Source organism: Paludibaculum fermentans (assembly GCF_051172195.1).
Lineage (GTDB): Bacteria > Acidobacteriota > Terriglobia > Bryobacterales > Bryobacteraceae > Paludibaculum > Paludibaculum fermentans_A.
Map to the genome: position 1 here is coordinate 2,148,144 of NZ_JBPJAQ010000001.1, position 22,251 is coordinate 2,170,394.

General features: G+C 64.2%; 5 protein-coding genes. 2 read left to right on the forward strand and 3 right to left on the reverse strand.

Going from position 1 to position 22,251, the window contains the following annotated elements:
• Positions 1 to 3: 3 nt before the first annotated feature.
• Positions 4 to 11,502, forward strand: a complete 11,499-nt coding sequence (locus ACR9Y2_RS08755) for an SBBP repeat-containing protein (protein ID WP_435040731.1) — start codon at positions 4 to 6, stop codon at positions 11,500 to 11,502.
• 115 nt (positions 11,503 to 11,617) lie between these two features.
• Positions 11,618 to 14,008, forward strand: coding sequence for a protein kinase domain-containing protein (locus tag ACR9Y2_RS08760; RefSeq protein ID WP_435040732.1), 2,391 nt, complete (start codon positions 11,618 to 11,620; stop codon positions 14,006 to 14,008).
• On the opposite strand, the gene ACR9Y2_RS08765 is transcribed toward ACR9Y2_RS08760, so the two are convergent.
• The 3 genes from ACR9Y2_RS08765 to ACR9Y2_RS08775 all read right to left on the reverse strand — a co-directional run bounded on the left by ACR9Y2_RS08765 (position 13,985) and on the right by ACR9Y2_RS08775 (position 22,248).
• Complete coding sequence (locus ACR9Y2_RS08765; RefSeq protein WP_435040733.1) at positions 13,985 to 14,506, reverse strand: ECF-type sigma factor; 522 nt, start codon at positions 14,504 to 14,506, stop codon at positions 13,985 to 13,987. The two genes, ACR9Y2_RS08760 and ACR9Y2_RS08765, sit on opposite strands and share 24 nt — an antisense overlap.
• A gap of 52 nt (positions 14,507 to 14,558) precedes the next feature.
• Positions 14,559 to 14,765 carry a hypothetical protein gene (locus ACR9Y2_RS08770; RefSeq protein WP_435040734.1) on the reverse strand — a complete coding sequence of 69 codons (207 nt, stop codon included), beginning with the start codon at positions 14,763 to 14,765 and terminating at the stop codon, positions 14,559 to 14,561.
• An 82-nt stretch (positions 14,766 to 14,847) separates the two neighbouring features.
• Positions 14,848 to 22,248 carry a putative Ig domain-containing protein gene (locus tag ACR9Y2_RS08775; protein ID WP_435040735.1) on the reverse strand — a complete coding sequence of 2,467 codons (7,401 nt, stop codon included), beginning with the start codon at positions 22,246 to 22,248 and terminating at the stop codon, positions 14,848 to 14,850.
• Between the last annotated feature and the right edge of the window lie 3 nt (positions 22,249 to 22,251).

The window sequence follows — 22,251 nt, forward strand, 5'->3', positions numbered from 1 at the left end:
TCATTGGAAGCAGCGCCCCAGAAGGTTGGGGCGTCACCAATCAGTTTCGAGCAAAACGTGGGACAGATGAGCGGCCAGGCCCGCTTCGCCGTGCGAGGGGCATCCGAAGCGCTGTTCCTGGCGGCGGGCGAGGCAGTGTATGTGCGGGGGCCGCGCCTGACGACTGGACCGCCAGCGCGAAAGGCGATGGTGCCGGGAGGACGGCCGGACCTCACCGAAATCCTGGCCGCGGGCGTCCCGACCAAGCCCGGAGCAACCGCTGCCGCCGCGGATGTTTCCGATCCGGCTGTCGTGCGGATGCAGTTTGCCGGCGCACAGGCGGCGGTCATCGCGGGTCACGAGTCGCGACCAGCCACGGGCAACTGGTTTTATGGCAACGACCGGTCGCGGTGGCGAGCCAATATCCCGAGTTTCGGACGGGTACGCTACGAGGGGCTGTATCCGGGCATTGACCTGGAGTTTCGTGGAGACGACGACCGGCTGGAGTACGATTTCGTCCTCGGGCCGAATGCCGATCCCGACCGGATCCGGTTGCGCTTCCAGGGAGCGCGGTCCCAGCGAATCAATGCCGAAGGAGACCTGGTACTGGAGACGCACCAGGGGCCCCTGGTGCATCGCAAACCGGTGTTATACCAGACGACGGCCACGGGGCGGCGGCGGGTGGACGGCCAATTCGCTCTGCTCGCTTCCGGCGAGGTGGCTTTTCGGGTGGGCGATTACGACCGAAGCCGGGCGTTGGTGATCGATCCCGTGGTGTACAACACCCGGCTGGGCGGCGCCACAGCCGGGGTAAACGACGGCAAGAGCGCACCGTTGCATGTGACCTGGTATACGCCCCGCTACACAGCCGCTGACTCCTCCGGCAAGGTTTACGTCATCGGCTACACCACGGCCTGGGATTTTCCGGTCGTGAACGGGCCCCGCGTCACTCCCACGGGCGGGCTGTACCTGGCGAAATTCGACCCGGCGCTTTCTGGTTCTGCCTCGCTGCTGTACTCGGCCGTGTTGGGCCCTGTGTTGCCCGACTTTTTCACAGGGCGGCATCAGCCGTTTCTGGCAGTGGACGATACGGGCAATGCCTATGTCACCTTCGCGGCAAAATCGGGCTTTCCCATCGTGGGCGGCTTCGACACGAGCGCGGGCGGCATGGAGGCGGCGTTGGTGCGCGTGGACACGACCAAGAGCGGGCTGCAGTCACTCGCCTACTCGACCTACATCGGCGGATCGAGAGACGACACGGTGTGGGGCATGGATCTCGACACAACCGGAAACGTATATGTCGCCGGGCACACCTCCAGTTGGGACCTGTCCATCACGCAGAACGCCTACGACATGACTTGCGGCACGAATGGCACTTGCGATGTGGCATTGACGCCGACCAACACGGACGCGTTCTTCATGAAAATCAACACTCGGCTGAGCGGGCAAAGCAGCCTGGTGTACGGTAGCTTTTTCGGCGGGTCGCTGTTCGAAATCCAGCCGACCATCAAGGTGAGCCGGTCCGGCCTGGTGTACCTGGTGGGACACACGCAGTCGGCTGATCTGCCCACCCGAAATGCTTACGATACAAATTGCGGCGTCTCCAACTGCAACGGAGGCAAGTCCGGGGATATCTTCATCGCCAAGTTCGACCTCTCTGTGGCGGGCTCCAACGGGCTGCTTTATTCGACCTACTTCGGCGGCGATGGGACCATCGATGGGCATGATCCGTTTTCTTCCGGCCGGAGCTGGACTGGAGCGGAGTACGCGATCGATATCGAGGTGGACGAGACCGGCAATCTCTTCCTGTATGGGATCTCGTTCCCCGATTCGCTGGGCAACTTCCCCTTGAAGTTGCCTTTTAACGCCAAATCGCACTGGTCCGATTTCTTCTTCACTCGTATCGACACGACGCTCTCGGGCGAGTCCTCGCTAGTCTTCAGCACATATGTGATGGGACAAACGTTAACAGCCTTCGGTTTCGGCGAGATGGCGCGAGACGCCGAGGGCATGTTGTATCTGACCGGACTCTCCGACGACGCAGCCGCGCCCACCGCCAACGGGGCGCAGGGTGCGCCGCGAGGCGCAGGCGACGCGTTTCTGGTGAAGCTGGACCCCTACGCTACGGGAGCGGCGGCGTTGAAATACTCCAGTTACCTGGGTGGGAGTGGGTCTGAGTTGACATTCGGTGTGGAAGCGTTGGGCGCGGGCGTGGCCGTAGTTGCCGGGACGACGGATTCGGCCGATTTCCCGATGGTGAAGGCGTCGCAGTCCTTCGGCGGGAGCACTGACCTGTTCCTGGCACGCTTCGACACCACCAAGTCCGGAGCGGCATCCCTGCTCGAAGCCACCACCATTGGAGGGGAATCGGACGAAGGGGTTCAGCTTTGGGGTGGATCGTTCTCTGTCTCCTTGGCCACGGACGCCGCCGGGAACGCATACATCCATTCCTGGACCGACTCGTCGGCGTACCCTGCAACCTCAAATGCCTGGCAAACCGGCCAGAATCCCGATGCGGCGGGCCAGGACCAGTTCCAGGAGTACCTGGTGACGGCTGTGCTGGCAAAACTCGCTCCGCCCAATTCGAGCTGCGAATACAAAGTGAGTCCGGGATCCCGGCTGATCCCTTATGTGGGGGGCGGTATTACGTTCAGCGTCGAGACCTCGGCAGGGTGCCCGTGGACGGCGTCGACGAATGCCTCCTTTCTGAGCTTTCCCTCCACCAACGTATTTAACGGCCCCGGCACGGTGGAGGTGCAAGTGGCTCCTTACGCCCGCACCGATTACCCGCGACTGGGCTTCCTGACCATCGCCGGCAAGGTGGTCTCACTGGAGCAGAGTAACGCGCCATGCACCCCAGCGTTGTTGATTACGAACTACATGGAGTTTCCAGTGGGAGGAGGTGCCGCGCTCGTCCAGTGGAGTGGGGACTGTCCGGCTTCCCCGTCCCGAAGTGAATCCTGGATCGACAAAGACTACTCCGCCACCACGGCGAACAGCCAGAATTTCACGGTGGCCTCTAACGGCTACGGGCCGGCGGGATTTGTGCGGCAGGGGCGGATCAAGCTGAACGAACAGGATCTGGTGATCCGACAGGCCGGTCCGTCCTGCCCTAAGTATCTGGCCAATGGCCTGGTTTTGAAGGTGGGCGCGGCCGGCGTCGTCAATTTCCCCACACCTGGAAGCACGTCTGCGGCGTGCCCGATCACATTCTCCAGTTCCGCACCGTGGATCGGGCTGACTGCCGGGATCACCGTGGCCGGTGGGGGGAACCGAACGCTACTGACGGTGCAGCCCAACCCGAGCGCGACTACGAGAACGGGTCAGATCACTGTCTTCGATCAGGTGTATGACGTGGAACAGTCGGGCACGGGCTGCACCTACACGGTGACGCCTTCCCCGCTGGTGCTGAGTGCTACAGACACGGTGGGGACACTGACGGTGAATACGACGGTTGGGTGCCACTGGACTGCCACATCACTGGCTCCCTGGCTCCGAACCTCCGTTTACGGCGCAGCGGGTTCCGGACCGGGCACGTTCCAGGTCTATCCCAGCTACAACCAGACGCGGAACTTGAGAACCGGCTCCGTCTCGGTGGCTGGCACCGCAGTGACGGTGAGCCAAGCCGGGCTGAGCTGCGACTACACTGTCTCGCCGGCTGAGGTGACCATTCCCTATCGGATGAGCGCGAGTAACTATGCTCAGGCGGTGCCCATCACCGTCACCACAGCAGCAGGCTGCCTGTGGGCGGGAGAGTCCAGCGCGGAGTGGGCGCCATTCGGCGATGCGGCCACCAGCTACAGCACCACTGGTGTCAAGGGTGGTTCGGGTTCAGTGAGCCTGTGGATCGATCTGAATCCGGGGCCGCCGCGCCGGAGCGCCACGGTGACCGTAGCGGGCAAGACTGTGACGGTGACGCAGGAGGCCGATCCGAAGTGCACAGCTGTGCAGTTGCAGCAGCCGGCGATTACGATCGGCTCGGAGGTAACCGCCTGGGAGTCCAGCGCCAACGTCACAGGCGTGTGCACGCTATTGATCAGCACGGCGAGCCCATGGCTTTCCGTGGCTAACCGGTTCGTCTCAGCGAACAGCGGGTATGGCCCCGCCGCGGTGGGGCTTACAGCGGCTCGCAATCCCGGTGCGGCGCGCACGGCCACGGTACAAGTGTCCGACCAAGTGCTCACCGTGACGCAGGAGGCCGCTGGCGCCACCCCGTCGGTGACCTTCACCAGTTCAGTGGCGGGCCTGCCGTTCATGATCGACGGTGTACGGGTGGTGGCGCCGGCTGTGTTCAATTGGAGTCCCGGCACCTCCCACATTGCGGATCCGCCGGTCTTCTTTCAGGCCGACGCCTCGGCGCGTAGCCGCTACACCTTCGCCACCTGGAAGGAGGGCTCGCCGCGCGTGATGAATCTCACCGCGCCCTCCGCATCGCGCACCTTCACGGCCGTCTATTCAGCCGAGCATCTGCTAAAGGTGTCCTACAATCCGCCCGAGGCATGCAACCATGCCGCGCCGGCCGACATGTGGCGCGCGGCGGGCAGCGAGGCCTACGGTGGCTGCGACGACGTGGTGGCGCCCTATATGCTGCAGTCGGCGGTGGTGGATTCCGTGCCCGGCGGCAGCACACTGATGAACGGGCCGCACACCATTCAATACAACTATGTGAAGGGGGTCACCGTCACGGTGAATACTGCCCCGGCGGGCCTGCAGATCTACTTGTCCGACGACGAAGAGTCAATCTGGAGTACGCCGTTTGTCCACCGAATGCTGCCCGGGGCCACGCTGCCCATCGGCATCGCTGGGATGCAGCCGGGCCAGAAGGGCATGCGATACCGCTTCCTGTCGTGGAGCGACGGCGGAGCGATCAGCCATGTGTTGACGGTACCCGCGACGCCTGGTAGCTCGTTCCAAGTCACCGCGCAAATGGAGGCACAGGCGCAACTGGTGCTGACATCCTATCCGTCCACGGGCGGCACCTTGAAGGCCGAGCCTGCTTCGGCGGACGGCTACTACGTGGCCGGCACGTCGGTGAGCGTCACCGCCACGGCGACCGCAGGGCAGAAGCTCATGGGCTTTTCCGGCGGACTACAGGGATTGGCCAACCCACAGACTGTCATCGTGACTGTTCCAACTTATGTGGGAGCGACTTTCGGGAGCGGCTGCTGGACTACGGTTTCGCCCACCGCGGTGGATGCCGGGCCTCTTGGCGGCGGGCAGATGCTGCAGGTGGAAGCGCCGGCAGGGTGCCCGTGGGCTGTGCAGGCAGGCGCGACCTGGTTCGGCATCGCGGGAGTGACGTCGGGAATCGGCCCGATGACGCTGACGGCGACCGTGGCCGCCAACTCCGGTGGATCGCGTCAGGGCGTTTTAAAAATCGGCTCAGTCGATGTGCCGGTGCGGCAGCAAGCAGCCTACCAGATCAGCTCTCTGGCTGGGGGCGGACCCGCCCAACTGCCGAAACTGATGACAGCTTCGGGAGACACGCCCGTGGTTGCCCCCGACGGCTCGGTGTTCTTCTCGGAATCCACGCCTTACAAAGGCGCGCGAGTGCTCCGTGTCTCAGCGTCGGGCAAGGTGAGCGTGTACGGCGGCAATGGCACCGCGGCCGATAGCGGTGACGGCGGACCGGCCCTGCTGGCTGGAATTCGTTCGATTAAGAGCATGGCGATGGACCGCGCCGGCAATCTCTATTTGAGCGATTGGTCTTCATACAAAATCAGGAGGATCGCCGCTGGCACCGGCATCATCACCACAGTGGCGGGCGCTGGCATACAGAGCAGCCTCTCTGCAGATGGAATACCGGCCATCTCGGCGGCTATCGACCCGCGGGCCCTGGCTGTGGACGCTCAAGGGGTTGTGCACTTCGTGGATGGAGCCAATCGCGTCCGTAAGATCGAGCCGGCGGGAGGCACGTTGGTGACGGTGGCCGGCAGCGCGCAATCCGGATTTGGCGGAGACCAAGGCCCGGCCGCGGCGGCGCTGTTCAGCTATATCTACGGCTTGGCGTTCGCGCCTAATGGAGATCTATATCTCAGCGATTCGGGCAACCATCGGGTGCGCAGGATACGGGCCGTCGACGGCACGGTGCAGACGGTTGCCGGGTCGGGGATTGTGGGTGCCTTTTCCGGAGAGAACGGGCCGGCAATCACCGCCATCCTGAAGTTGCCTTTCTGCGTCATCCTCGATGCGAACGGGAACCTGTTCTTTACTGATAGAGACGCTAATCGCATTCTGCGCGTGGATGCCGTCAGTGGCACGCTGACGAGGGTAGCCGGCACCGGCGCGACCGGCGTGACCACCAATGGTGGGCAGGCGACCCAAACGCCCTTCTCGAGCCCGTACCGGATTGCCCTCCTGGGCAACAGCCTGATTGTGGACGGCTATCCCCAGACCCATTCCGTCGACCTCGGCACAGGCCTGGTGAGCGGCTTCGCCGGGCAGACAACGGCCTCCTTCACCGCCACCAGCGAGGCCACCCGCGCCGATCTGGCGGTTGGCCCCATGGCTTACGATGCGGCCGCCGGTGCGCTATACCTGCTCTCCGGCTATCAGGTGCTGCGGCTGAATCTGGGAACCGGAGTTCTGGAGCCTTACGCCGGCACGGGCGTGAGTAATTACAGCAAGGTGGAGGGACCGGCGTTGTCGCTGCCGCTGTACCAACCGGTAAGCCTGGCCGTGGACGGATCAGGAAACCTCTACATCGCCGATGGCAACCAGGTGAGGAAGGTGGACGGTGCTACCCGGTTGATTTCGAGCTTTGCCGGCGCCTCGGGGCTGTATTGCGGCGGGGCTTCTCCACAACTTCTCACCGCGGGCGACGGCGGACCGGCGGCCAGCGCCGGCTTCTGCGCCGTCAGTTCACTGGCCTACGATGGAGCCGGAAGCCTGTATATCTCGGACCTCTACAGGATCAGAAAGGTGGACCTGAACACCGGCATCATCACAGCGTTCGCGGGAGCCGGATATGTCTCCGGCGCCTGGAACGTGCTGCGCACGGACATCTACTTCCAGGGGATACCGAGACCGATTGCCGCGGATAGCACCGGCGGGGTCTATTTCCTGGACCGGACCTGGAAGTCTTCCTGCCAGGCCGGCGTCTACCGGATCGACCCGGCCAGCAGCAAGAGCAGTTGCTTCGTCAGCGCGTTGAAATCCGTACCTGCGGCACCGACCACTTTTGCGCTGGGCACTGATGGCTCCATCGCCCTATTCGGCAGCAATGCGGTGTTGCGCGCCAGCGGCCCGCAGGCCGATGTAGCCGGTATCGCGGGCCAGGAGAACTCGCCCGGCTTGGGGGCGCAGAGCGGATCGGCGTCAGCGGCCCGTTTCGGCGGCACCGCCACGCTATCACCCGGTCCTGGCGGCTCCTTCTTCGTCGCCGACACCGACAATGGGCGCATCCGGCAATTGTCGCCGGTCACGGACGGCATGAAGGTCCATCAGGTGGAAACGGCTCCGGCGGGGCTGTGGATCACGGTGGATGGAGCTACTTACGCGGGCAGCCAGTCGTTCATCTGGCAGGATGGCAGCACCCACACACTTACGGTGGCAGCAGCGCAGGACGGATCCTCCACTGCCTATGCATTCAACAACTGGAGTGACGGAGGGGGCAGTTCTCACTCGATCACTGCTCCGAGTGCCGCCACGACCTATACGGCCTCGTACAAGACTCGCTACCGGGTGGAGGGGAGCGCCACACCAGTGGCAGCCGGAACCGTGACACTGACCCCCGCCTCCCTCGATGGTTATTACGATTCCGGGTCGAACGTGAGGTTCCAGGCCAATCCCGCCAATGCCCAATCCACGTTTCTGAGCTGGGGCGGATCCCTGAGCGGTACAGCAAATCCGTTGTTGGCGACAGTCGTCGCTCCGTTGGGCGGAGTGGCGAGTTTCACCTCCTCGACCACCGGCTACACGATCAGTGGGAATGCCGGCGTGGCCGGGGCGTCCATCACGCTGACCGGCAGCAAAAGCGCCACCACACTGGCTGACGCGGCCGGGCGGTTCGCATTCCAAAATCTGCCAGCAGGGGGGAGCTACACGGTCACTCCTTCCGTTGCCAAGTACACCTTCACTCCGTCAATTTCGTCGAGGACCAATCTCCAGAGCAATCAGATCGTTAACTTCACGGCTTTCTCGTCCGGAAGCCCGGTGCAGGCCTCGGTCATGGCCCGCTTGAATTGGAGCCTGAAGCTGAATGTGGATGGCACGTTATGGTCCTGGGGGGCCAATCTCGAGGGTGAACTGGGCGACGGGACACTGCGGTCGCGCAGCCTACCCGCGCAGGTGAGCGGGCTGACTTCGGTCGTGACAGCGGCGACGGGGTCGAACCACGGTTTAGCTGCCAGGAGCGATGGGACGGTATGGGCATGGGGCCTGAACAGCAGTGGTCAGCTAGGGGACGGCAGCGTTCAACTCCGTCCCAGCCCGGTGCAGGTTACCGGCATCACCGGCGTCATCGGGTTGAGCGGGGGCGCCCGGCACAGTCTTGCGGTCAAGTCCGATGGCACGGTATGGGCCTGGGGCAGCAACACCTATGGGCAGTTGGGCGATGGCGGAACTACAACCCGCACGACTGCAGTCAAGGTTTTAGGATTGTCGGGTGTTGTGGCCGTTGCGGCGGGAGACTACTTCAGCCTGGCGCTCAAGAGCGACGGCACAGTCTGGTCCTGGGGCTACAACAATAACGGGCAGTTGGGCGACGGCACGACAACGACGCACCTGGCGCCAGTGCAGGTTCCCGGGCTATCGGAGATCCTGGCGCTGCGTGGAGGGAGTTCGTCCGCATATGCCCTGAGATCCGATGGCAGCGTTTGGGCTTGGGGCGACAACAACTACGCCCAATTGGGGGACGCGAGCGGAACCCAGAGGAGTTCGCCGGCGAAGGTGAGCGGGGTCTCCAATGTTGTGGGCATCGGGGCCGGCAGCTACTTCTGTTTGGCGGTGAAGAGTGACGGAACTGTCTGGGCCTGGGGCATGAATGACTACGGTCAGTTGGGGATTGCGCCGACGAGCAATAGCCCAGTGCCGTTGCAGGTTGCCGGCGTCAGCAGTGCCGTCGCCGTGGCCGCCGGACTCGCTCACGGGCTGGCCCTGAGGTCTGACGGCTCCGTGATGGCTTGGGGTTATGGCGGTTACGGCGAGTTGGGCAATGGCGCCGCGATCCTGCAAGCCGTGCCCTTCGTATCGCCGCTGATCTCCAATGTGGCGCGCGTTGCCCTTGGCAGCAGTCATGCAGCGGCGGCCAGGACGGACGGCACTGTATGGACCTGGGGTGGAAATGAGTATGGTCAGCTGGGCGATGGTACGGTATTGCCCCATGCCGCCCCGGCGGCCGTTAGCGGCAGCAGCGGGTTCAGCCACGTTGCCTCGGGCAATGCACACGTACTTGCGCTGAAGAGTGACGGGACGGTTTGGGCGTGGGGTTATGGAGGCATGGGCGCGCTGGGCAACGGAGCCACGGCGAATGGCACTGCTCCCATTCAGGTGCACGGAATCACAGGGGCGATTGCGATTGCCGCCGGGAATCACTTCAGTCTTGCGCTGAAGAGTGACGGGACGGTGTGGGCCTGGGGCTCGAATGGGGTGGGCCAACTCGGCGATGGCAGCACGACAGATAGAAACACGCCCATCCAAGTGAGCGGACTTTCCGGAATTGTGAGTATCGCCGCCGGCCTGTACCATGGGCTCGCCGCGAAGAGCGATGGAACGGTCTGGGCGTGGGGCAGCAATGATTCCGCACAGCTTGGTGATGGCTCCACCACCGGCCGGAAGCTGCCTGTGCAAGTTATGGGGCTGACAGGAATCAGCCGTGTCGGTTCGAGCTATGCCGCCAACTCATCGTACGCCGTGAAAAGTGACGGCACGGTGTGGGCTTGGGGTGACAACGCGCTTGGCCAGTTGGGGCACGGGGCCCCTGGCGCTGGAGTGTCGACACCCGTCCAGGTATCCGGCCTGGCGGGCATCTCGGCCGTGGCGGCGGGCTCGTCTCATGTATTGGCGCTTAAGAGTGATGGAGCCGTGTGGGCATGGGGATACAACGCCCACGGCCAACTGGGTGACGGCACCACAGCCGACAGGACCACGCCTGCGCAGATTGGCGGGCTCTCCGGGATTGTGTCGGTTGCTGCTGGATCTGACCAGAGTATGGCCGTGAAAGCGGATGGGACGCTGTGGGGCTGGGGGGCGACTGGCTATGGTCAACTCGGCACCGGAGTCTCGATGTTGAGGCCGACCCCCGGGCCGCTGGCCGCGCCTCTCCCGATGGACCTGGCCATCGCAGTGTCAGCCGGCGGGATGTTCAGTGTGGGGAGCCAGGTTACGTTCAGCCTAGCCGTTACGAACGTCGGGGGCCTCCCTTCGACCGGAGCTGTGACGGTAACGGACCAGTTGCCGGTGGGGCTCACCTACGTTTCGGCTACAGGGGCAGGATGGGTCTGTGGGGCAGTGGGCCAAACGGTGACCTGCACGAGCTCGAATCCCATCTTCGCGTCGATGACCAGCACAATCGTCGTTACTGTCAATGTGACCGGGGCGACGAATCCTTCCGCTTCCAATACGGCGAGCGTGGCGGTGACGGGCGACGCGAACGCGGCGAACAACTCAGCCACGGTGGTGTTGACGGCGCCAATTACGGCGGCAGTCGGCGTCACGCCATCCGCCGGAACGGGTGCGCAGCAGATGTTCAAAGCGACCTTCACCGGCGCCAAGGGCTATCAAAGCCTGAAGTGGGTGCAGGTACTGTTCGCAACGGCTCCGAACGGGGGCGGCCAGCCCTTCTGTTTCCTGCACTACGATGTGACCGGGAACGGATTCTGGCTGTACTCCGACGTGCTGGGGTTCTTCGTGGGGCCGATCGCCCCCGGCGTAACCTCAGCGGTGCTGCAAGGCGCGCACTGCGCACTCAACACCGCTGGATCCTCAGCCTCTGGGAACGGCGCGACCCTGGAACTCAACCTCGCCGTTGTCTTCAAGGCGGCAGCGAACCGCAGTATTTACTTGAGGGCCTTCGACGCCGACAACTTCGACACCAACGCGGTTCAGCGCGGGACGTGGACCCAGGCCGCAGCGCCGCTGGTCGTGCCGGTGGTGACACCCGGAAGTGGAACCGGGTCCAATCCAACATTCAATCTACGGTTCCCTGACCCGCAGGGGTTCGAGGGAGCCGCGCTGGGCTGGGAGGAATTCCTGGTCGCCGCGGCGACAGACGGAGGCGGACAGCCGTTCTGCTTTGTGCACTACGACCGTGCCGGCAACGGGCTCTGGATGTACTCCTCCGACGTGGGATTCTTCGCCGGACCGGTTACGCCCGGGGTGGCGTCGAGTGTATTGAGCAGTTCGGCCTGCTCAGTGAACACAGCAGGTACAACGGTACAGAACTCGGCCGGAAACCTCGAGCTCAACGTGCCGGTGACGCTGAAACCACCGATGAGCGGGGCGAAGTTCACCTATATGAGAACGCAGGACGCACTGAACAGAGACACGGGCTGGCTCCAGAAGGGGACCTGGACCATTCCATAGGCCATTGGTCCTGGGGCGATCCGGCTGTTTATCCGCAGCATCGAACCCAACGCGCGGCGGGGCGATGCAAAAGCGCCAGAATTGGGGGAAAGTTGTAGCCCCAAGGCTGGGGTGTATGGATAATTACATAATCACCATGAATCGCGAATCCTCCTGGGATGAAGTAGAGGCGATCTTCGCTGCCGCATTGGAACGACCGGACACCGAGCGTGAGGCTTTTGTGACCGCGCGCTGTGGCTCGGATACCGATACAGCATCGGAGGTGCGGAAGTTGCTGGAGGCGCGGGGCCGGATGGGCGACTTCCTGCAGGCGCCGATGCTGGACTTTCGCGGCCAGGCGTTTGGAGCTTACCGGGCGATTGAGGAGATTGGCCGCGGCGGGATGAGCGTCGTGTACCGGGGCGAGCGGGCGGACGGGCATTTTGAAAAGCCGACGGCGATCAAGGTGCTGCTGATTCAGGCAACGTCCGCGCCCGAGACGAGAATCCTGGCTTCGCTGGAGCATCCGCACATCGCAAGGCTGCTGGATGCCGGCATCACGGCAATGGGGTTCCGCTACCTGGTGATGGAGTTGGTGCAAGGGGTGCCGCTGACCGAGTATCAGGGTGCGGCCACTGTGCCCGAGAAGCTGCGGCTATTCCTGCAGGCGTGCAGCGGGGTGCAGGCAGCCCACCAGGCGCTGATCGTGCACAGAGACCTGAAGCCCGCCAACATCCTGGTGACGCCGGAGGGCGTGGTGAAGCTGCTGGACTTCGGCATCGGCAAGGTGCTGCAGCCGGCGGCGGCGGAGCAGACTACGGGACCGCGCGCGTACACGATCGACTATGCGAGTCCGGAGCAGATTCTGGGCTATCCGGTTTCGACCTCCAATGATGTGTATTCGCTGGGCCTGCTGTTGTGTGAGTTGATTGCGGGGCGGCTGCCGCGGCAGTTGTCGGACCTGCCGTTGGACGAGGCTTTGCGGCGGCTGAAGGAAGATGAGCCGGTGTTGCCGCTGACGGGGGACCTGGCGCAAATTGCGCGCAAGGCGATGCGGGCGGAGCCGGCGGAGCGCTATGAATCGGCCGGAGCGCTGGCGCACGATGTGGACCGGTACCTGGCCGGACAGCCGGTGGAGGCGCGGCCGGCGACCTGGGGGTATAGGGCGGGCAAGTTCATCCGGCGGCACGTCTATGCGGTGGCTGGAGCGAGTTTAGCGGTAGGGGCATTGGGTGTAAGTACGGCGTATGCGCTGCGCCAGGCGCGGCTGGCGGAGACGAGGTTTGAGCAGGTAAGGAGTCTCTCGCGATCCGTGCTGTTTGACCTGCACGATGCCGTGAACCCGCTGCCTGGCTCTCTGGCGGCGCGGAAGCAGATTGTGGACAGCAGTTTGAAGTATCTGGACGCGCTGGCCAGCGACAGCAATGCCAAGGAGGAAGTGCAGCTGGATGTAGCGCGCGGCTACCTGCGGCTTTCGGATATCGAGGGCAAGGATTTGGGCGGGTTCAGCCTGGGACGGTCAGCGGAAGCGCTGCTGCATGCGCAGAAGGCGGTGGAGATCGCACGGCGGGCGGTGGCGCAGTATGGAGCCAGCAATCAGGCTCGTGCGGTGCTGGTGGATGCCCTCGACTTTTCGACGACGGCGCTGCTGTTGCGGGGGGAAGCGGAGAAGGCTGTTGGGCCGGCGGAGGAGGGCGTGCGGCAAGCGGAGCAGTTGCTGGCCGCGGCGCCGCAGTGGGTGGAGGCGCAATTGCGGCTGGCTACAGCGACGAAGCAGTTGGCCCACACGTACCAGCGAGCGGGTAAGAAAGATCAGGCAGCGGCCCTGTTCCGCCGTTCCATCGAGATGCGGAAGAAGCTGTTGGACGAGGCGCCGAGTGACCTGTCGCGGATGCAACGCTATGCGGAGGCGAACAACTGGCTGGCCGCCGCGCTGTTCGAAAGCAAGGACTATGCAGGGGCCGAAGTGGCTGTCCGGGAAGGGATGAGGGTGAGCGAGCAGCTCGCTTTGAAGGACCGCCGGAAGTATGGCGCGAATCTGGCGAGCGATGCGTTGTTGTTGTCGAGTTTGTATATGCGGGGTAAGCGGTATGCCGAGGCGGTGGAGATGATGAAGCAAGTGCTGGTGATCCGGCAGGAGGTCGCGGCGGAGGAACCCAATAGCGTACTGGCTGCGATGCGGGTGGCGTCGGCCTTCGACCGTCTACAGAACGCCTACAGGAAAGGGGGCCGTCTGCCTGAGGCGTTGGAGGCCGGGGAGACGGCGCTGAGCCAAGTGAGGAAGATTCGCCAGATGGATCCCGGCAACGCCGTGGCCAGCCAGGAACTGGTGTATGCGATGGTGGACCTGGCGTTGACACGGAAGGCGGCGGGCCAGGAGCGGAAGGCGTGTGAACTGGCGCGGGAGACGCTGCTCTTCATGAAGAAACCGCCCAAGGGCATGAGCCCATCTGTAGGCGCCAGCGTGAAGGAGGCGGAGAAGATCGCGGAGAATTGCGGCGGATCACTCCCCCGCGGACGGAGTTGAGGAGAGCCGGGCGAAGAGCCAGGTGCGGGCGAACTCCCAATCGCGTTTGACGGTGGCTAGTGAGATCTCCAGGACGTCGGCGATCTCCTGTAGTTCCAGGCCGCCGAAGAAGCGCATTTCGACGACTTTGGCTTTGCGTTCGTCGTGGAGCGTGAGTTCCTGGAGGGCGCGATCGATGTCGATGACGCGATTGAGGGCCATGGAACCATCGGGCCCGGTGAACTCCTCATCGCCATTGAGTGAGAGTTGATCGCCGCCTCCGCGGCGTTCGGCCATGCGGGCGCGGACGGCGTCGATGAGCAGCATACGCATGGTGCGGGAGGCAAGGGCGAGGAAGTGGGTTCGGCTCTTCCACTCTTTGCTGGAGAGGCGCAGCCAGGCCTCGTGCACGAGTTGGGTGGCCTGGAGGCTGGGCCGGCGGACAGAACGGCTGAGGTGGACGACGGCGATCTGGCGCAGTTCGGAGTAAACCACGTCAATGTCGGACTGCTCGGACATCCTCCTATTATGCGCAGGGCGAACGACGGGCCAAAGGTTCCTCCGCCCAGGGCTACCGGCCGCGCCTGATCATCCGCAATGGCGCTTCGAGGAAGACGCCCATGCGCTGATGTGCGTCCAGCATGCGGAGCAATTCCTGGAGCACCTCTGGCTCCTGTGAGCTGAGTTCGGCCACAAAGGATGGCCGGGTTTCCTGGGGTTGCTGCAGCGCCTGGGCGAAGAGCGTTTCGATACGATGCCAGGTTTCGTCAGAGTGCATGGCCGGGTCCTTCAGGGAATCTCCCCGCCGGAGACGGCCTCCGAGGTCCGTCTCCGGCGGCTCCTCCGGAGTCGAAGATGGTTTACGGCGCGTTCGCCGAGATCCAACTGTTGGCGAGAGACTGGCCGCAGGCGAGGCCGCCCAACTGGAAGCCGAGGACCGCGGGGGCTTTCGGCTGGATGCTGAAGCCATTGGGACCGACAGTGGGCTGGATTCCGGTGCCGCCCACGCCGTTGAGTTGGGGTGAGTTGCCGAAGCCCGGCGGCATGAAGCTGGGTGCACCCGGCGCAGTAACGCCGCAGCCAGCCGGGCTGCCGCCCTGGATGCCATTCAGGAAGCCATCCGCAAAAGGCAGCGTATCGGTGTCCAGATAGTCGGCGATTTTGGCGACGGCTTCTCCGTAGTTGGATGCCGCTTTGGCCGACTGGCTCCACGCGGTAGCCAAATCGAATCCGGACGGACTGACCTTCCCAAGGAAGTCGCCCAGGAAGTAGAGGATGTTGCCGCTGAAGCCAAGGCCCGTGCCGGCGACGGCGCCGGAGGCCTTGACCAGGTTGTTCTCCTTGATCAACAGCATGTATTCGGTGGCCGCGACGCGCCCGCTGGGATCGGAGTAGCTGAGCGGGTTGTTCAAGGCGTAGGCGTAAGGATGCTGTGACTTCGGATCGTAGAACGAGCCCAGCACGGGGTCCTTCTGCAGGAAGCGGCCGAGGGTGGGATCGTAGTCGCGGGCCAGCATGTGGTAGGTGCCTGTTTCGATATCCAGGTGGGCACCAGTGTAGGTGAACGGATTGTAGCGGACGGCGGAGAAGAGGAAGCTGCCACTGTTCTGCAGCATCTCGCCCCAGGCGTCGTAAGCGTAGTTGTGGACGACGGCGCCGGTGGCATCGGTGATGGCCCAGATGGAGCGCATCAACCCAGGTATGTAGAAGAAGGCGTTGGCGCCCTGCGTCAGGAAGAGCGGTTCGCCGGTATCCGGATGCAAGGTGAAGCGTTCGAACACGGTGCCGAAGCTGTACATCTGGACCAAGTTGAGTCCTTCGTAGATGTAGTCGAAGTCGGCTGAGCGTTTGATGCGGCGGCCGAACATGTCGTTGTTCGCGTAGATGTTGGCGCCAGTGAGCATCTGGTTCATGACGTCGAAGGTGAAGTTGGTGGCTCCGCGGGCGGTCTGATTGCCCGAGGCGTCGTATGTGAAGGCATTGGCCGCATTCTGCGCCAGGCGGTGATCGGTGCCAAAGACGGCGCCGGAATCCAGGCGATTGCCCACGGCGTCGTACGACCAGGTGCGGCTGCGATTGCCTAGGCCCGTGGAGGTGATGGTCTCGCCGGTGAGGCGGTTGAGTGAATCGTAGGTCCAGGCAATGGTGCCGTCGTTCATAACCGCGCCGGTCTTGCGGCCGACGGCATCGTAGCTGATCAGCCACGAACGGATGACGCCGCCGGAGCCATTCCGCAGGATCAGGCTGGTCAACTGGCCGCGGCCATTGTAGGCATAGGCGACGGAAGACCCGTTGCTGTGCGACATCAGGGTGCGGCGTCCGTTGCCATCGTAAGTGAAGCTGGTGGAGTTCACGCCGGTGGCCACCAGCGACAGGCGGCCGTCGGAGTCATAGGAGTAATTGGTGATGCTGCCGTCGGGGGCGGTGAGTGAGGTGCGGCGGCCGGACAGGTCGTAGGCGAGGCTCACGGTGCGGCCGCCGGTCTGGGTGGTGGTGACCAGTCGGTTAGCTGCATTCCAGGTCATGGCCGTCTGCAGCGTGGACAGCCCTTGTATCTCGGTGCCCTGCAGCAGGCGGGAGAGGGTGTCGAAGGCGTAGGTGATGTTGCGGTCCGGCCGGGTCTCGGTGGCGATGCGGCCGTACCCGTCATAGCTCGTCTGGATGGAGCCGCCGGTGGGGCGCGTGAGGGACGCGAGCATGGAGTCGGGCGACCAGACGGAGGACGTCGAGCCGCCGCCCGGTGTCGTGTGCGAAGTCTCGCGGCCTGCTCCGTCGTAGAGGAACGAGGTCTGGCGGCTGAGCATGTCGATGCTGGCCGACACCTGGCTGCGAGGGGTGCGGGCGTACTGGTGGGTGTGCCCCTGGGCGTTAGTGACGGAAACCAGTTCAGCCGCGCAGTTGTAGCCGTAGGTGGTTGTCTGGTTCAGCCCATCGGTGACGGAAACGAGTTTGCCGAACTCGTTCCAACTGTATTTCGCGAAGGCGACGCCATTCTGCTTCACGGCGGTGACCTTGTTGTAGTTGTCGAACTCCATCTGGGTCTGAACGCCGTTGGCGTCGAACCAGCTCACCAGATTGCCGGCCGAGTCGTAGGAGTAATTCCAGGTGGCGCCGCTCGGCCAGCGTTCGGAGATCATATCCGACGTTGCGTTGTAGGCAAACGTCTTCGTCACGCCGCCGGACGTGCGGGTAATGCGCCGCGCCTGGGCATCCCAGGTGGACGATTCCGACTCCACCAGGACGTTGGCGGCATTGCGGACTTCGCGGGTGAGCAGGTTCCCGGTGGCATCGTAGATGTGCCGCACGGTGTCGCCATTTGGCTTGGTGATGGTATCGATGAGGTTCTGGGCTGTGTACTGGTAGCTGGTGACGAGGGGGTTGCCCACCAGCGGAGTATTGGCCTCGGTGAGCAGGTTGCCGGCGGCGTCATAAGTGAAGACCGCGCGGCGGCCGGAGGGCAATTGGATGCTGGTGAGGTGGTTGCCGGCATCGTAGGTGTAAGTGGTGGTGCGGCCGGTGCCGTCGTTGCGCGACAGCAGGTTGCCCTGGGCGTCGTAGGTTTCCGTCACTATGGTGCCGCCGGGCAGGGTCACGGTGCGGGTGCGGCCCGTCACATCGTAGGCGATGGAGGTCTTCTGGCCGGCGGCATCGGTGGAGGAGATGACGCGACCGGAGACGTCGTACTCCTGCCGGATCCCAGTGCAGTTGTTGGGCGAGTGGATTTCCGTCAGATAGTGCGTCGAGCCGAGGTAAACGAAGGTGGTGACTTTCCCGAGTTGATCGGTGACGCTGAGCAGGCGGCCCAGCGAGTCGTAGGTGTAGCGCAGGCGGGCGCCGCGCGTATCGGCCATTTCGGTGATGCGGCCCGAGCCGTCGCGGGTGATGACGACACTACGTCCAGTCCACGAAGTGACGCCATTGGGAGCGACCTGGGTCCTGTTGCCAGCGCGGTCCTGGATCTCGGTGACGAGGCCGTTGGACAGCAGGAACGTGAGTCCTTCGCGTGTCTTCAGCCGGAAGTTGCGGGGATTGTAAGGCTGGAACGCCGAGTTGCCGCCGAGACAGACCATGCCCTGGGCGCCGCCGAAGAACTGCGGGCAGTCGAGATTGACGAGCTCGTCTCCAGAGCCGGCCGGAGCGACGTAATTGTTGTCCAGAGTCGGGAATAGCGGATTGCTCTGGATGGGGGCGAAGGCGAATTTGGCGCGGCGGCCGCTGGGCAGGGTGACGAAGACGTTGAAGGAGGCGTCGGCGCGGAGGTCGAACTCGCCATAGCCCAGAGACCAGCCGCGGCCGAAGTCGTTGGCATAGGGCTTGGTGGAGTTGTAGATGCGCCGCATGACGATGGGCAGGCCGGCCGTGGCCACGGTCATGTCATCGAAGGTGACCGAGAAGGCGCCTGGTTTGTATTCGCCGGAGCTGACTATGAGTTCCTGGAATGCCGTGGCCACCTGGGTCTGGTCCCGGCCGACCAGCCGGATGAGGTAGGGATTGTCGGTGAGTAACGAGCCTGGTAGAACGGCCAGCGCCGCATTGGTCACATTGGTTGTGCCCTCCGCGAGGCGGGTCCACGAGGAATCGCCCTTCACCTGGTATTCGAGTTCCCAGGACTTGAGATTGGCGTCGCTGACGGAGCCGCGCACGGTGACGTCACCGGAGACTGTGGTGCTGGGCGCCGGCGAGAGAATGGTGACGGTGGGAGGCGTGGTGTCCGCGCCGCTGACGGTGACGACGAAGCTCTGCGTCACACCGTTGCCGAAGGTGTCGCCCACACGCACTGTGACGTTATTGGCGCCGGCCTGGTAGGCCGCCGGGGTCCACTGGATTTTCCCCAGGTTTGAGACGGTCATGCCGGCGGGGGCGGTGAGCAGGTTGTACAGCAGCCCGTCGTTCTCCGGGTCTGTGGCGGTGACCTGGTAAGTGTAGAGTCCATTCACCTGCGATTGTGTGGGCGCGACGGAGGTGATGACTGGCGGGCCGTTGACGACGGCGGACACCGTAACGTTCCAGGTTTGGGTCGCGATGGCGCCGATGATGTCGCGTACTTCCAGCGTGACCGGGTTGCTCCCGATTTGCGCGACGGCCGGATTCCAGAGCAGGACGCCGGTGAGCGGGTTAATGGTCATGCCATTTGGCGCGGTCCGGAGGGACCACGTCAGCACATCGCCGGCATCGGCGTCGGTGGCCTTGGGGGCATAGCTGTAGGTTTGGCCCACGCGACCGGTGGGCGGCGGGGTGGTGGTGATGACCGGGCCGCGGTTCTGGTTCACCACCAGCAGCGACCAGGACTGATTGGCTGTGGCGCCTGCTATGTCCCTGACACGGACGGATACCGGAAATGCTCCGGCGGAGGACGGAGTCCACTGCAGCAGGCCGGTGGAGGGGTTGACGGTCATGCCGCCGGGCCCGCTGACCAGGGCGAAGGCGAGCACCTCGCCGGCATCGGGGTCGGTGGCTTTCAGCGTATAGGCATACACGCGGCCCACGTTGCCGCTGGTGGGCGGACGGGAGCTGAAGAGGGGTGCATTGTTGATGACCTGGGTTTCAACAAACAGGTTGAAGGCCTGCAGGGCTTCGCGGCCCTTCGAATCGCGGACCCGCAGTTGAATGCGACAGGTGCCGCCCTGTCCCGCGCCGGGTGTCCAATCGAGGCGGCCAGTAGAGGAGTTGATGGTCATGCCCTGGGGCGGCGCGGTGAGCAGCCAGGTGAGCACTTCGCCGGCGTCGGGGTCGGCTGCCACTGGCAGGTATTGGTAGGCAACACCGGTGCGGGCCCGCGTAATGGGGCTGCTGGTGATGGTGGGGGGCGTATCGCCGCGCTGGGTTCGAGGGATGGGGGTGGCGGAGGACTCGGTGCCGAGGGGCGACTCCAGGCCCTTCGCGTCGACCCAGCGAACGTTGTAGAAGTAGGTCGTGCCGTTGGTGAGGCCCTGATCCGAGTAGGAGCCCAGGCTGGTCACCAGCCCGTTCCGGATGGAGGCGGCTCCGGCGGCTCCACTGCGCCTGTAGATGTTGTAGGAAGCGGCACCAGGGACGGGTGTCCACTTGAGATCGGCGCCTGAGTCTTTAAACCGGGAGATCAGGTCGTCGACCGTGGTGGTGGGTCCAAGTCCGATCAGGAGTTGTGCGGCGGCGACGTTATTGGTCTCGTCGCCTTCCGTCACCGCGGCGGCCGTATCGGCGGTGACGACGAGGTTCAGCGCACCGGCGGGCGGATTCAGCCAGGCCACCTGGACGTCTTCGAACTCGCCCGGCGCCAGCGGGTGCGAGGTGTTCACCGCGCCCAGCAAGGGCCCTCCGGATCCATTGCGGAACTCCACACGGTTTACGCCGGCTGGGCTCGAGCCGCCGTTGCCGATGCGGGCCAGCAGCAGCGTCTGGGCCGGGAAGTTGGTGTCGATGCGCCGCAGCAGCGACGGGACGAGATCCGGCGCGGAGTTGGGCGCCGTCAACGAAGTGGGCAACAGTCCGTTCACGCGGAAGTTGTTCAGGCCGGGTGTCAGCCAGTTGGGGGTGACGACGCGGGGCACTGTCAGGTCGTCGTTGATGTTGGTGATGGAGTAGGCGTGCTGATTCCACAGTTTGCGCGAGTTGGCCCAATTGCCGTTTGCGCCGGAATAGACGCGTACACCGAGTTGGGGTGTGGCGCCGCCCGGTACGGCCGGGACCACGATGTCAGCGTGACCGTCGCCATCGACATCGGCCACGACGGGCATTTCCAGGGCGGTGCTGGACGAGCGTGGGAACTGATTCAGGATCGCGCCGTCAGTGCCGCGGAAGATGTAGAAGAACTGTTCATCGGCGAACACGACCTCGGCGCTACCGTCGCTGTTGAAGTCGAAGACAGAGGCGGAGGTGACGCCGGAGCTGGCATCGAGGATGGGGACGCTCCATTTCACGCTGCCGCCGGTCTCGTAGACGATGAAGTGCGCGTTGTCGGCGACGCCGATCTCGGGCTGGCCGTCGTTGTCGAAATCGGCGATCACCGGGGGGCCGCCGCGCGCGGAGGCGCCAGGCGCGTCGGAGAACCACTTGAGCGATCCGTCATGCTCCAGCAGGTAGAGGCTGAAGCTGAGGTTGGGACGGACGACGACCTCCGGGTAGGGGTCGGCGTCGAAGTTGCCGACGGCCACAAAACCGTCAAACAGACCCCAACCGCCGTAGGCTGCGCCGGTTTTGTCCCAGTAAATGCTGCCGTCGGCGCGGTAGGCGGTGGGGCCGGCGATGACTTCCAGCTTGCCGTCCAGGTCGAGATCGGCCACGACGGAGGCGCGAGCCGTGGCGCCGAAACCGCCGGTGCTGCCGGCCCCCGTCCAAAGGAGGGTGCCGTTGGCGTTGAATACCATGTTGCCGACCACCAGGTTGATGGTGCCGTTGGCGTTCAGGTCGGCGGCCGAGATGCCCACCCAGCAGTTCGTCTGCGCCAGGGGGCCGGCCAGTTGCTGGGTGCCGCGCCACTTCAAACCGCCATCGTGCTCAAAGGCGATCAGGCGGCATGATTCGTCCGCCGTGATGATCTCCGGGCGGCCATCGCCATCGATGTCGGCCAGTGTCACACCAGCGCCGGGATGCACGCGGAGCGCGGGGTCGGTGATCGACAGCAGGGGGGAGCCGGTATCGCCGGAAACCACGCGCAGCACGCCGTTCCGGAATTCGCCGGTGATGAGTTCGAAGGTCGTGAACACGACATCCGGTACGCCGTCGCCATTCACGTCTCCAACGGCGGGCGTGTTGGTGACGGCGCGGCTGGCGGGGACGTCGAGGAAGGTATCGCGCAGCCACTTCACCTGCGGATTCAGGGCTGTGGAGGCAGGCGGAGTGAACTTACTGTTCTGGCCCGTATGGCGCACGTTGTTCTCTTCGTTCTGCTCAGCGATCGCAGAAGCGGAGTCGGCCAGGACGTAGAGGATACTGCCCTTGAACTGAAGAGTTCCGCCCAGGGTGATGCTGACGGGCGTGCTGGCATTGACGGCCAGGGCCGAGTTCACCGTAGCCGTGCCCAGGGACTGGTCTGTGCCGTTGTCGTATTTCGCATTGCCATTGCGGTCCTCAAACGCGCGCACCTGGAACGAACCGGCCGTTGCGGCCGCGCCCTGGTTCTTCACCGTGGCGCTGAGGGTGCCGGTGGTGACCAGGGTCTGTGAGTCGGTTGTGACGGAGCCGGTGATGGCGGTGACGACGAGGTCCGGCGTGGCCTGGGACCAGAGCCACCCGGCGGCGGCCAGCGGAAACGCAAAGAGAGCTAGAGTGCGAGCGTTCATGAT